This window comes from Thalassospira sp. SM2505 (genome assembly GCF_054901115.1).
The window spans coordinates 4,230,251-4,244,278 of record NZ_CM142731.1; the positions used below are offsets into that span (position 1 = coordinate 4,230,251).

The following is a 14,028-nucleotide window of genomic DNA, read 5'->3' on the forward strand; positions in this document are numbered from 1 at the left end:
CCTAGCTAACCGTCTCCGGATCAAAGATCGAATTATCAAGGAAGCTGTCGGGTCCGACAAAGGCACGATCATCGGCATTATTGACACCCTCGACCCGCCAGTCATGTTTTGGCACGGCAACATCGAGATCGCGGACGGCAATGCGATACAGATCCGGTCGATAGACCTGGCGCACAACAGCATTCAGATCCGCATCCGCAGGTACCTGCCCCCAGCGCTTCATCTGAGTACCGACCCAGCTGCCCTGTGACAACCATGGGAAAGTCGCGGTGTAGCGATAGAACACATGACGGTCCGGCACCTCGGTTGGGGCCTCGCCCGGACGGAGAACCGGCCTTCCACTTAGCGATGCCTTGAGAACCTCGAACGGGGCACCGACATTGGCTTCTGCCGACAGCATCTGGGCAAGCTCGGCACGGTTTTTGGGCTGATCGGCCCACTCGGCTGCACGCACCAGCGCACGCACAAGGGCTGAAGCGGTATCGGGATTTGAATTGACCCAGTCCTCGCGCACGCCCAGAACCTTTTCCGGGCTGCGCGGCCAGATATCTTCCTTAAGGGCGACAATCACACCGTCCCCGTGGAACACCGCGCGCTGGTTCCATGGTTCACCAACACAATAACCATCAACCCAGCCATTGCGCAGACTGTCAAACATCCGTGGCGGTGCAATCACCCCGATATTGACATCCTTGTCGGGATCAATTCCGGCTGCCGCCATCCAGTAGCGCAGCTCGTAATTATGGCTTGAAAACGGAAAGACCGTCGCAAAGGACATAACCGGACGACCGGCAGCGCGATCCTCATCAATCACCTTTTTAAGCGCACGGGCAGATAATCCGCGCGGCCCATGCATGGCGGCCGGATCGGCTTCCAGCATGCGCTGATACAGGCGGGTAGAAACCGTAATCGCATTCCCGCCGCGCCCAAGTGCCATCGGCACCACAATATGCTGAACCGGCACGCCGCCAAGCCCCAGCCGGGCCGCAATCGGAATACCGGCCAGCAGATGGGCCGCTTCGTAGACGCCATAAGACAGCTTGTCGCGAATGGCCGCCCAGGACATTTCCCGAACCAGCTCCAGATCAATGTTTTCCTGCTCGGCAAAGCCCATCGAGCGCGCCACAACCGGGATTGCACAATCGACCAGAGGAACAAAACCAAGACGAACCTTTTCAGCCATTCCTTAAAACTCCAACTGAAACGCCGTGATGACGCTTTGGGCGATCTCGTAGATCTTGCGATTTTGCTTCATGGCGTTCTTGCGCAGCAGCGCATAAGAATCTTCTTCCGACAGGCCTTTTTCCTTCATCAGGATACCCTTCGCCCGCTCAATCAGTTTACGTTCGTTCAGCTTGGCCTGTGCCTCGTCGCGTTCCCGACGGAGCTGATCAAAAACATTGAAACGTGAAATGGCCATATCGACGATCGGGCGAATACGGTCCTGACGCAGACCATCGACCACATAGGCACTGACCCCTGCCGAAATGGCCTCCTGGATCATCGAGGCGTCGCTTTGATCAACAAACATCGCAATCGGACGTGCAATGGCGCGTGACACCTGAAACATCTGCTCAAGCGTGTCGCGATCCGGGTTTTCAAGATCAATGATGATGATATCAGGTGCCAACGCCTGAATGCGTTCGACCAGATTGTGCGAGGTTCCGATACGTGCAACGCGGGTATAGCCGCTTTCGACCAGACCGCGTTCGACAATCGCCGCACGGTCGGGATTCTCGTCGATTACCAGAATGTTGTATTCTTCCAGCCTTACCAAAGTATCCCCAACTCCCTGACAGCCTAAGAGCATGTTGCACTAGACGGCCGCGCCTCTCTGACTTGTTTTTTATCTTCCGGTCCGTTTGCGGATCCGGATTGAATGTTCGGGATGCGGCATTAACCGCATCCCGAGATATCTTCAACGTCTTTGTTACTCTGCCGGAACCGGCTGTGCCGCCGATGCGGTACCAAGACGTTCTGACTGTGCAGCTTCGAACCGTGCCTTTTCCTCGGCCTGTGTAGCCGCCGAGAAGCGAACTGCAAGGGCCGCAAACGAGCAAACAATCACCGCGCATCCGAGATAAAGCAAACCTTCCTGATATGTAAGTGCTTCGGACTTGAACAGGAAGCCTGCCGCAACTGCCCCGGCATTGCCGCCAGCACCAACGATACCAGCAACCGAACCAAGTGCCTTGCGATTGACAAACGGAACGATCCCGAATGTCGCACCTTCTGACATCTGCACAAACAGCGAAAAGACGATCATGACCGAAACGGCAATGACCAGTGCTTCCATCTGCGAGAATGCAACCAGTGCAACACCTTCGATGAACAGCGCCATGAACAGAAACTTGACGCGTCCCGAAAGGCCGCCCTTGGCCGCAAACCTGTCAGAGAACACACCACCCAGCGTCCGGGCAAAAATGTTCATCAAGCCAAACAGACCGGCAATCATGCCCGCCGTCGCCAGAGACAGTTCAAACTTGTCGAAGAAGTAGATCGCAGCGATGTTGTTGATGGTCAGCTCGACACCAAAGCAAGCAGCATAGACCAGGAACAATGCCCAGACACGGTAATCGGAAACCGCAGCCAGCATGCCCTTGGCAGCACCGGCATGGTCGTCTTCGGGCTTGAGCGCACCGCTTTTACGCATTTCATCATAGTTGCCATCCGGGCAATCGGTGGTGAATACCCAGTACAGCACGGCAACAACCAGCATGATTGCCCCCGGGAAGACCATCGCCAGCCGCCAGCCCATGGTTTCCGCAACGCCAAAACCAAGCACCATGGCAAGGATTGCCGGCATGACCATCTGGGTGACACCACCACCAAGGTTACCCCAGCCTGCCGTCGTTGCATTTGCCGTGCCGACGACATTTGGCGCAAACATCATCGAGGTATGATACTGCGTGATGACAAAGGATGCCCCGATCGAACCGATCGCAAGACGGGCAAGCAGGAAGGTTTCATAGCTGTCAGCAAGACCGATCAGCATGACCGGAAGCGACCCCAGAACCAAAAGACCTGTATAAGTCTTGCGCGGGCCAATCTTGTCGCAAAGCGGGCCAATCAGAAGACGCACAAGGACCGTGATTGCAACAGAGGCGATGATCGTGCTGCCGATTTCGCTTTTGCTCAGGCCGAGATCATCACGGACCAGCGGCATCAAGGGTGCGATCCCGAACCAGCCAAAGAAGCACAGGAAAAATGAAAGCCAGGTGAGGTGAAAAGTACGCATCTGGACAGTCTTGAGACTGAAGAGATTTATGCGTGTAGCCTTGTTCTTGATTTCCATAATGTGAAGCCCTTCGTTTAGGTCGCGCAGAGCTTGCGAGATGCTGTGTACGACCGACGGTTTTTCCCCATGGGCCTCATGCGTCATCAGATGGATTCCGCAGGCGACCCGTCATTCGTCTTGGAAAGACTGCGCGTTCGTCGCGCTGCTGTTCCAAACGTCTGATCGTCCGCCGTTGGACGAAGAACTGTGAGCCACCCGTCATTAGGCATGCTTTCGTCAAAGCCGCTCACGCAGAAAACATGGTGCAAACATCGCGCCAGTTTTTCCGCGATGCGGGATAAAAGTCATAAATCACTGGAATCCATGTGTTTTAAGTGATCGCGCATGCAACGAACAATTTCAGATGTCGCAAGATGCGCAAAGTTTGCACAAATTTTAACCTCACCACTTTTGTGCTGTTTATTTTTTAATCATTAATGTGCCTCAGGTGAAATACACTTCAACCGAAGGGATTTGATTCTCCGTTATATTCCAGCATCTTAAAAGATAATCTCGCATATCTTTCATTCTGGCACGGCGCTTGAATATAGAGGGGTATGAGCGCGGGCAGTGTCGCCTGCGGCTCCGGCCCGAAAAGCCGATCCTATATATAAAGAATCCAAAGACGGGTTCACCGGATAACGACGTCCGTTGCGAAATGCCTTTTTAAAGGGCAGGCCGCATCGGGCGTTTTTTTTTGTGCCAACTTCGCATCCCGCGACGAGGAGCCAGAGACAAATGAACCACGTCCCTGCAAATATAAAAGCCGCAAAAGCCCGCCTGGTTGTCATTGGCAACGGCATGGCCGGCATGAGAACCGTTGAAGAGATTCTCAACCGCACGCCCGACAAATATGACATCACCGTTTTCGGTGCCGAACCGCGTGTGAACTATAACCGCATCATGCTTTCACCATTACTGTCCGGTGAAAAGGATTTCGACGAAATCGTCATCAACACCCCGGAATGGTACAGGGAAAACAACATCCATCTTTATTCCGGCGACCCGGTGATTGAAATCGACCGCATCCGTAAAGTGGTCATTTCCAAAAGTGGCACCGAAACCGAATACGACCGACTGCTGCTTGCCACCGGTTCCGACCCGATCATCATTCCGGTTCCCGGTCACAAACTTGATGGCGTTGTCACCTTCCGCGATGTTGATGATGTCGATGTCATGCTTGGCGCCGCCGCCAAGGGCGGCCCGGCTGTGGTTATTGGCGGTGGTCTTTTGGGACTTGAAGCCGCGGTCGGCCTTCAATCGCGGGGCATGGATGTCACGGTTCTGCATCTGGCAGGGCACGTCATGGAACGTCAGCTTGATCCGTCGGCCGGTTATCTTCTTGCACAGGAACTTGAACGGCGCGGCATCACCGTGATTACAGAGGCCGACACCGCAGAAATTGTCGGCACGGACACAGTAACCGGCGTTCGCCTTAAGGACGGGCGCATGATCCCGGCTGATCTGGTGGTCATGGCTGTTGGTATTCGCCCCAACGGGCGTCTTGCCGCTGACACGGGACTTTCAGTCGAACGTGGCATTGTCGTTGATGATGTCATGACCACCAGTGATCCGGCCATCTTTGCGGTTGGCGAATGCGTCCAGCATCGCGGTCAGTGCTATGGCCTTGTGGCACCTTTGTTTGAAATGGCGAAATCCTGTGCCGACCATCTGGCCGAGATCGAAACCGATGGCTATGCCGGTTCGGTGACCTCGACCAAACTGAAGGTTACCGGTGTTGATGTGTTTTCGGCCGGTGACTTTTCCGGTGGTGGCAATACCGAGGAAATCGTGTTCCGCGATGCCGGACGCGGTGTTTACAAACGCATTGTTCTTGAAGACGGCAAGATCAAGGGTGCGGTCCTGTATGGCGACACATCCGATGGCGGCTGGTATTTCCAGCTGATGAAAGAGAGGCAGGATGTCACCGAACTGCGTGACACCCTTGCCTTTGGTCAGGCATTTGCCGGGGGATCCGCCGGAAACCCTCTTGACGCCGTTGCAGCCCTGCCAGATGACGCAGAAATTTGTGGCTGTAACGGCGTTTGCAAAGGTTCCATCGTTGCTGCCATCACCGAAAAGGGCCTGACGACCCTTGATGACGTCAAAGGTCACACCAAGGCATCCGCATCTTGTGGATCATGTTCGGGCCTTGTCGAAAACCTTCTGGCAGCGACGCTTGGCGGTGATTATCAGGCCGCAACCGTAAAGCCGATCTGCACCTGCACAGAGCATGATCATGACAGCGTGCGCCGTCTGATCATTGCCAAGAACCTGAAATCCATGCCTGCTGTGATGCAGGAACTGGAATGGAAATCATCGGATGGCTGCCATGTCTGCCGTCCGGCTTTGAACTATTATCTGCTGGCCGCCTGGCCGGGCGAATATGTCGACCATGGCGCGTCGCGCTTTATTAATGAACGCGTGCACGCCAATATCCAGAAAGACGGCACCTATTCGGTCGTGCCGCGCATGTGGGGCGGGTTGACCAATCCGCGCGAATTGCGCGCCATCGCCGATGTTGCCGACAAATTCGACATTCCCACGGTCAAGGTTACCGGTGGGCAACGTATCGACCTGCTGGGCGTGAAAAAAGAAGACCTTCCGGCGGTCTGGGCGGACCTTAATGCCGCAGGCATGGTTTCGGGTCACGCTTATGGCAAATCGCTTCGTACGGTCAAAACATGCGTCGGGCAGGAATGGTGTCGCTTTGGCACCCAGATGTCGATGAGCATGGGCGTCGAGCTGGAAAAAATGACCTGGGGATCATGGATGCCCCACAAATTCAAAATGGCTGTATCAGGCTGCCCGCGTAATTGCGCCGAAGCCACCATCAAGGATTTCGGCGTGGTTGCAACCGATGGCGGCTGGGACCTGCATGTGGGCGGCAATGGCGGCATTCACGTCCGCGCGACCGAGCTTTTGTGCAAGGTCACAACCGATGAAGAGGTCAGGGAATATTGCGGCGCCTTCATCCAGCTTTACCGCGAAGAGGCCCGTTACCTTGAACGCACGGCACCATGGATCGAACGCGTTGGCCTGAAACATGTTCAGGAACGGGTTGTTGATGATGCTGATAATCGCAAGGCCCTGTTTGATCGCTTCATGATCAGCCAGCAAACCGCCCAGATCGACCCATGGGCCGAACGCGCATCCGAGGGCGTTGATGCCCATGAGTTCAAACCCCTTTCGATGATCGCAGCGGAGTAAGAGCCATGACAAACAATCTGACATGGGTAGAAGTCGGCCCCGCTGCCAACATCCCGCAGCAAGGTGCACGTACCCTTCAGACCCAAACTGACCGGATCGCAATATTCAGAACCCTTGATGACCAGGTCTTTGCCCTTCTTGATCGCTGCCCCCACAAACAGGGGCCGCTGGCGCAGGGCATTGTGCACGGCCATTTCGTGACCTGCCCGCTTCATAACATGGTGTTTTCGCTTGAAACCGGCGAGGCACAAGGCCCCGATGACGGATGTGCCGCCAAGGTCGAATGCCAGATCGTTGACGGGATCGTCCGCGTTGGCCTGACCGAACTGCAAGCTGGATTGCGCCATGCGGGATGAGGTCAAAACAACCTGCCCCTATTGCGGCGTTGGCTGTGGCCTGATCATTTCGCCAACCCGTGACGGATGGGCTGTTGGCGGTGATCCCGATCATCCGGCCAATCTTGGGCGCATTTGCTCCAAGGGGGCGGCCCTGATCGATACCATCATGGCCGAAACCAAGCGCGATTTTCGTCTGCTTGAACCGGAAGTCGATGGCAAACAGGTCAGCTGGAAAACGGCCATTGCCGAAACGGCCGACCGTCTGCGCGACACCATTGAAAAGCATGGTCCGAAATCGGTGGCTTTTTATGTCTCGGGTCAGCTTCTGACCGAGGATTATTACGTCGCCAACAAGCTTATCAAGGGCTTCATCGGATCGCCTCATATCGACACCAATTCACGTCTGTGCATGGCCTCGACCGTGGTCGGGCACAAGCGCGCCTTTGGCGCCGATGTGGTGCCGGGATGTTACGAAGACCTTGAAATCGCCGATCTGGTCATTCTGACCGGATCAAATCTGGCATGGTGCCACCCGGTGCTTAACCAGCGCCTGCGTGCAGCCAGGGAAAAACACGGCACCAAGATTGTCGTAATTGATCCACGCAAGACGGCAAGTTGCGATATTGCCGATCTGCACCTTGCCATCAAACCGGGCAGTGACGTTGCCCTGTTTAACGGGTTGCTGGCCTGGCTTGACCAGACGGGCAATACCGACCTTCGTTACGTAGCCCGCCATGTCAGCGGCTACGAACAAGCCGTGGCAGAGGCCCGTGCCGACTGCCCGGATATCGAGACAACCGCGAAAAAATGCGGGCTCGATTTGCAAGACAGTGCCGATGAAACCGGCTCAGGTCTGGGAAAACTGGAAACGTTGTTTAACTGGTTTGCGGCCTTTGAACGCACCGTCACGGTGTTTTCGCAAGGTGTAAACCAGTCCTCTAGCGGGTCGGATAAAGTCAATTCGATCCTCAATTGCCATCTGGCAACTGGCCGTGTCGGAAAACCGGGTTCCAGCCCGTTTTCCGTCACCGGTCAGCCCAACGCCATGGGCGGACGCGAAGTTGGCGGCCTTGCCAATCAGCTTGCCGCCCATATGAACCCGAACGATCCGGTCGATGTGGACCGCGTCCGGCGGTTCTGGAAATCGGATGCCCTTGAACCGGGCGAAGGATATAAGGCCGTCGATATGTTTCGCGCGATTGAGACCGGCGAAATCAAGGCGGTCTGGGTCATGGCGACCAACCCGGCAGTCAGCCTGCCCGATGCAGATCGGGTACGTCTTGCGCTGTCGCGCTGCCCGCTGGTGATCGTATCGGATGTCGTTAATGACACCGACACGCTGCGCCATGCCCATATCAAGCTTCCCGCATCGGGCTGGGCCGAAAAATCGGGTACGGTGACCAATTCCGAACGCCGCATTTCACGCCAGCGCCCGTTCCGTGACACACAGGGCAACGCCAAGCCCGACTGGTGGATCATGACCGAAGTTGCCAAGTCCATGGGCTTTGGCAAGTCGTTCAAATACAGGGATCCCAGCGACATTTTTGCCGAACATGCCGCCCTGTCGGAATTTGAAAATGACGGAATGCGCGCCTTTGACATCGGCATTTGGCGCAAGGCCAAGAAGTCGGCCTATGACGCCATGCAGCCGTTCCAATGGCCTGCATCACGCAAGAATCAGCCTGCGAGCGGATCCGAACGCCTTTATGGTGACGGCATCTTCACCACCTCAAGCGGTCGGGCAAAAATGCTGGGCGTGGCCCACATCCCACCGCAATCACAAACCAGCCATGATTTCCCGCTGATCGCCAATAGCGGACGTTATCGCGATCAATGGCACACCATGACACGCACCGGAACGGCGGCACGCCTTTCGGCCCATCGTCCGGAACCGCTGCTTGAAATTCATCCCGATGACGCTGCACGTTTTGGGCTTTCGGATGGCGGCATTTCGCGGATCAAAAGCAAACATGGCGCGTCCCTGATGCGGATTGCAATCAGTGACGCACAAATGCCCGGACAAGTTTTCGTTCCGATGCACTGGAACGATGTCTTTTCGGCCGCGGGTGGGATTGGTCGGCTTTTGCCCCCCAATGTCGACCCCCATTCCGGCCAACCCGAAAGCAAGCATATCCCCGTCAAACTGGAACCCTTTGTTCCAAAATGGCAGGGATTGCTGTTTTCAAGCACGCCGGTCGATTTATCCGGGCTTCCCTATTGGGTGGCAGCAACCGGACCGGGCAGCATGATTTATGAAATCGCCGGGTCTGAGCCGATGATGTTCAAATCCCTGTTGCCAATTGCGGCCAATGAAGATGACCAGCAGGTCATTGAATATAGTGACAGTAAAAAAGGTATTCATCGCTTTGCCCGTCTGAACGGGGATCGCATCACGGGTGCGCTTTTCGTCGGTCCGGACCGACAGGCCCTTGGCCGGGACTGGGTCTCAAACCTGTTTGCCTCTGCTCAAATAGCACCACCTGAACGCAATGCCCTTCTGGCCGGACGCATGCCTGATGCCGGGGCGATAAATGATCGCCTGATCTGCTCGTGCTTCTCGGTCGGACTGGCTGCGATAAGCAAGGCTATCACCGAACAGAACGCCGTATCGGCGGTCGATATTGGCCGCTTGCTTCAGGCCGGGACGGGATGCGGATCCTGCCTGCCGGAGATAAAGGAGATTCTCGATGACGCATTACCGCGCGCCGCAGAATAGTCACGCGCCACAGGCAGGTATACATCCCCTGCCTGACACAGCAGAAAACTTTGCCTATTTCCCGGCCTTCATCCATGTAACGGGCAAGAAGGTACTGGTGCTTGGTGGCGGCGAAGTCGCCCTTGGCAAGCTGCGTCTGCTTGCGCGCAGCCAGGCAGTCATCACGGTCATCGCGCCCGAAATTTGCGACGAGATTGCCATGATGGTGAACGAAGGGCGGATCGCTTGGGAAAGCGCGCCCTTTGTTGATACCATGATCAATGGTGCGGTCATGGTGTTTGATGCTACCGATGATCCATATCTGACGACGCGGGTTCAGGCCGCCACCAAACGACGCAATATCCTTTTGAACGTGGTCGACAAAACCCCGCATTGCGATTTCATTGTTCCGGCGATCCTTGACCGTGCACCGGTGATGATCACGATTTCAACCGGGGCCTGCGCCCCGGCCCTGGCGCGCATCATTCGTCAGCGCCTAGAAACCGTTCTGCCGGCATCAATGTCACAACTGGCCCGCATTGCCCGCGATGCACGGCAAAAGGTTGCCGATCATCTCCATGACAATGTCTCGCGCCAGCGGTTCTGGACCCATTTTTTCCAGCGCGGATTACAGGGCAGTACAAACCGCCCCACCGGGCATGAGGATATTGATGATGCCCTGCGACACTTCGTTCCGGATGGCAGCAGCGCGACGGTGCCCAGTGGTCAGATCATGGATGCCGAAATCCATGCCGATACCGCTTTTGACCTGCCCCATGGCATCGCGCGTGCGATTGAAACGGCTGATATCGTGTTTCACGAGGACCACATTGCCGAAGATATCCTGACGCTTGCCCGGCGTGATGCCACCCTGATCCCGATTGGTTGCATCAGTCTGGATGAAAATCCGGCGAACAAACGCGAAAGCATCCATCAACAAACCAAGATCTTTGCCCGACAGGGTTTCAATATCGTCACCCTGACCCAGCCAATCACGCATTAGGCCGCGAAATCACCCTGTGGATATATGGCTCCCCGTATTCCACATAAACTAAAGGCGCGCAAAGCACTCCTTGCGCGCCTTTCTTTTTGCCAGGATAGCAAAAGTTATTTCATCGTCGGCATGACGAATTCAGCACCCTTGCGAATACCGGTCGGCCAGCGCGAGGTGATGGTTTTCAGTTTGGTGTAGAAACGCACACCTTCCGGACCATGCATGTGATGATCACCAAACAGCGACGCTTTCCAGCCCCCAAACGAATGGAAGGCCATCGGAACCGGGATCGGAACGTTAATACCGACCATGCCGGTCTGGGTACGGGCGGCAAATTCACGTGCGGTATCGCCATCACGGGTAAAGATCGCGGTACCATTGCCATATTCGTGGCTATCAACAAGGTTGGCAGCGATTTCGTAGTCGTCGGCACGAACAACCGACAGAACCGGGCCAAAGATTTCTTCCTTGTAGATGCTCATATCCGGGGTGACGTCATCAAACAGGGTACCACCAACAAAGTAGCCTTCTTCATAACCCTGAAGCTTGATGTCGCGGCCATCAACAACCAGCTTTGCACCTTCTTCGACACCCTTGTTGATATAACCAACAACCTTGTCGCGATGTGCCGCCGTGACCAGCGGGCCCATTTCGGCTGCCGGATCGGTACCCGGTGCCACGCGCAGTTCATTGATGCGCGGAACCAGCTTTTCAATCAGGGTATCTGCGGTCGCCTTGCCAACGGGCACCGCAACCGAGATTGCCATGCAACGTTCGCCAGCCGAACCATAAGCCGCCCCCATCAGGGCATCGACGGCCTGATCCATATCGGCGTCGGGCATGATGATCATGTGGTTTTTCGCACCACCCAGCGCCTGGCAACGCTTGCCCTGCGCGGTTGCTGTTTCATAGATGTATTTCGCAATCGGGGTCGAACCGACAAAGCTGATCGCGGTGACGTCCGGGTCAAACAGAAGCGCATCAACCGCTTCCTTGTCACCCTGAACCACGTTGAAAACGCCATCAGGAAGACCGGCCTCGGTCAGCCATTCTGCCAGAAGCAGCGATGCAGACGGATCGCGTTCCGACGGCTTGAGGATAAAGCAGTTGCCACAGGCAAGAGCGACCGGGAACATCCACATCGGCACCATGGCCGGGAAGTTGAACGGCGTGATACCGGCAACGATACCAAGCGGCTGACGGATCGAATGGCTATCGACCTTGGTTCCGACATTCTCGGTGAACTCGCCTTTAAGAAGCTGCGGCGCGCCGGTTGCAAATTCAACAACCTCAATGCCGCGGGTGACCTCACCCAATGCATCGGACAGAACCTTGCCATGTTCTGCGGTGATCGCAGCCGCCAGTTCTTCGGAACGTTCTTCAAGGATGCCAAGGAATTTGTTCAGGATACGCGAACGGCGCAGCGGCGTGGTATTGGCCCATTCATCACGAACAGCCGCAGCCGATTGAACCGCGGCGCGGACTTCGGATTTGGAGGCAAGATCAACCGTTCCGCTCTGTGCGCCGGTTGCAGGATTGAATACAGCAGCAGAACGACCGGACGTACCGGCGACGCGCTTGCCATTGATGTAATGAGTGATCTGGGTCGACATGGGGTTCCTCCCGACTAAACCTGATTTCGGATTGCCTGATTTCATGACCGGCAAAGTAAGCCATTATGACTATGCACTGCGATGCACATCAATTATCATTGCTGCAAATTCGATGTGCAAAATTTAAAGTCATCAAAGGTCAGTTGCTACCATGGACTGGGATCGTTTCCGTATCTTCCTTGCCGTCGCCAGACAGGGGCAAATCCTTGCAGCCGCCCGCCAGCTTGGCCTTAACCATGCAACGGTTGGCCGACAGCTTACCGCGCTGGAACAGGAACTCGGCACCAAGCTGATTGAACGGCGCACCACCGGATCGGAATTAACCACGGCGGGACAGGAACTAATGGCCGCAGCAGAGGCCGCTGAATCCGCCTTTCTGCGTGCCGGAACTGCCGTTTCAAACCAGTCCGAAACCATCAGCGGCACGGTGCGCGTTGGCGTCCCCGACGGCTTGGGAAACTATTTTCTTGCAAGTGAGTTGGCTCACTTTGCGGCGCAAAACCCTGATCTGGTGATTCAGATTGTGCCACTACCAAGGACATTTTCGCTGTCCCAGCGCGAAGCCGACATTGCCATCACCCTTGATCGCCCCAAACAGGGGCGCTTGGTCATCAAGAAACTGACCGACTATACGCTGAGCGTCTATGCCAGCCGGGATTATATTGAACGTTATGGCGATGTACGGACCGAGGCCGATCTTTCAGACCGCCTGTTTGTCACCCATATCGAAGACCTGATTTACAGCCGCGCCCTTGACTACGCAGCCCGCCTTGGAAAACTGATGCGCCGCCGCTTTGAATGCGGCAGCGTGGTCGCCCAGATGGAGGCTGTGCGCAACGGGCATGGGATCGGCATCCTGCATGACTACGCCACCGAAGGCGTGCCCGACCTTGTCCGTCTGCTGCCTGAAATCCGCTTCACCCGAAATTACTGGATGCTCCAGCATCCAGACACCAAGGATACAAGAAGTGTTGCGGCAATCGCGGAATATGTTACGCGAGTTGTCCGCGGGGCGCGGGATCGGTTCGTCGTTGATTAGAACACCCAAAACTCATCCATCAACCTTCAACTCACGTCCGGCCCCGATCACCTCTGGTTACTTCCACCTTGTGGATCAATGCACCAGTTCGGCAGCATCGAACTGATTCAGTTCACCGAATACCGGGCGTTCGCGGCTTTATGCCTTTTATCCCAAGATGATGAAGGGCAACATCCTGGTGGATCAAACAGCTCCCGAACGACATCAGGCACAAAGACGTTTGTGTCTTTGTGCCTGCATGAGGTGCTGATCAGACAGCAATCTGGCAACCTTTTGAACTGCCAGATGATTTGTTAATGACCATTGGTCAATGTTTGCGCCAGTCAAATTCGATGATCTGCTGATCAGACAGGCTCCGCAATTTTTCTTCGAAATAACCACGGATCTGATCAAGCCCCTTGTCATCCGAGGCCGACATCGCAACCGTCAGAAATGACGAAGTGGCAGAGATTTCACAAACCCCGTCTTCGAAGGCCAGAAGACCAGTATTCGGGTCGCGCAGTTCACCATGAATAGGTTCCTGCACAGAGCCGAGAAAACCTTTCAGATAGCTGGGGGCGTTACGTACATAGATATCCGCAAAACAATAATTGGCGTCCATATCCTGATCCAATTCCATATCCGGATGGCTTGCTATCTCCGATGATTCCAACGACGGGTCATCACCTTCATCCTCACCGGTATCCTGTGCCGTGACTATCCGGTCAGACATGTGCAAACCTATTTCTTCCTATGGCGCAAATAATGCGCCAGACGAATTCCCCAATACCCCTGTCGCATGCATAGCACAGAACAGATGCACGCGACAATAGTGACCATCAGTCACTTAGATGTGAGCTCTACTGGAAAGCACACATTTTCT

10 protein-coding genes are annotated in these 14,028 nt (G+C 55.5%); 5 read left to right on the plus strand and 5 right to left on the minus strand.

The window, feature by feature from the left end:
* Position 1: 1 nt before the first annotated feature.
* The 3 genes from ACTU44_RS19810 to ACTU44_RS19820 all read right to left on the minus strand — a co-directional run bounded on the left by ACTU44_RS19810 (position 2) and on the right by ACTU44_RS19820 (position 3,238).
* The gene (locus ACTU44_RS19810; RefSeq protein ID WP_336083898.1) at positions 2-1,183 is read right to left on the minus strand and encodes a CmpA/NrtA family ABC transporter substrate-binding protein; all 1,182 of its coding nucleotides are present in this window, start codon (positions 1,181-1,183) and stop codon (positions 2-4) included.
* 3 nt (positions 1,184-1,186) lie between these two features.
* Positions 1,187-1,777: an ANTAR domain-containing response regulator gene (locus tag ACTU44_RS19815; protein ID WP_258548688.1), complete on the minus strand. Its 591-nt coding sequence runs from the start codon at positions 1,775-1,777 to the stop codon at positions 1,187-1,189.
* 153 nt (positions 1,778-1,930) lie between these two features.
* Positions 1,931-3,238: a NarK family nitrate/nitrite MFS transporter gene (locus ACTU44_RS19820; protein WP_258548687.1), complete on the minus strand. Its 1,308-nt coding sequence runs from the start codon at positions 3,236-3,238 to the stop codon at positions 1,931-1,933.
* Between the two features lie 777 nt (positions 3,239-4,015).
* On the opposite strand from ACTU44_RS19820, the gene nirB reads away from it, so the two are divergent.
* Genes nirB through ACTU44_RS19840 form a run of 4 tightly spaced genes read left to right on the plus strand, consistent with a single transcriptional unit; the run spans position 4,016 to position 10,523 of the window.
* Positions 4,016-6,487 (plus strand): nitrite reductase large subunit NirB, encoded by a 2,472-nt coding sequence (nirB, locus tag ACTU44_RS19825; protein WP_336083904.1) that lies wholly within the window; start codon positions 4,016-4,018, stop codon positions 6,485-6,487.
* 5 nt (positions 6,488-6,492) lie between these two features.
* Positions 6,493-6,843, plus strand: coding sequence for a nitrite reductase small subunit NirD (gene nirD, locus ACTU44_RS19830; protein ID WP_462096184.1), 351 nt, complete (start codon positions 6,493-6,495; stop codon positions 6,841-6,843).
* Complete coding sequence (locus tag ACTU44_RS19835) at positions 6,833-9,541, plus strand: molybdopterin-dependent oxidoreductase (protein ID WP_462096185.1); 2,709 nt, start codon at positions 6,833-6,835, stop codon at positions 9,539-9,541. Before nirD ends, ACTU44_RS19835 begins: the two co-directional genes overlap by 11 nt.
* Positions 9,513-10,523: a precorrin-2 dehydrogenase/sirohydrochlorin ferrochelatase family protein gene (locus ACTU44_RS19840; protein WP_462096186.1), complete on the plus strand. Its 1,011-nt coding sequence runs from the start codon at positions 9,513-9,515 to the stop codon at positions 10,521-10,523. The genes ACTU44_RS19835 and ACTU44_RS19840 overlap by 29 nt, the downstream gene beginning before the upstream one ends.
* Before the next feature lie 104 nt (positions 10,524-10,627).
* Here the strand turns inward: ACTU44_RS19840 and ACTU44_RS19845 are convergent, their stop codons facing one another.
* Positions 10,628-12,127, minus strand: a complete 1,500-nt coding sequence (locus ACTU44_RS19845) for a CoA-acylating methylmalonate-semialdehyde dehydrogenase (RefSeq protein ID WP_462096187.1) — start codon at positions 12,125-12,127, stop codon at positions 10,628-10,630.
* A gap of 151 nt (positions 12,128-12,278) precedes the next feature.
* Here ACTU44_RS19845 and ACTU44_RS19850 point away from each other — a divergent pair, with 151 nt between their 5' ends.
* Positions 12,279-13,166: a LysR family transcriptional regulator gene (locus ACTU44_RS19850; protein ID WP_114098142.1), complete on the plus strand. Its 888-nt coding sequence runs from the start codon at positions 12,279-12,281 to the stop codon at positions 13,164-13,166.
* A gap of 307 nt (positions 13,167-13,473) precedes the next feature.
* On the opposite strand, the gene ACTU44_RS19855 is transcribed toward ACTU44_RS19850, so the two are convergent.
* Entirely contained in the window at positions 13,474-13,878 is a 405-nt protein-coding gene (locus tag ACTU44_RS19855) for a DUF2218 domain-containing protein (RefSeq protein ID WP_114098141.1), read from the minus strand.
* Between the last annotated feature and the right edge of the window lie 150 nt (positions 13,879-14,028).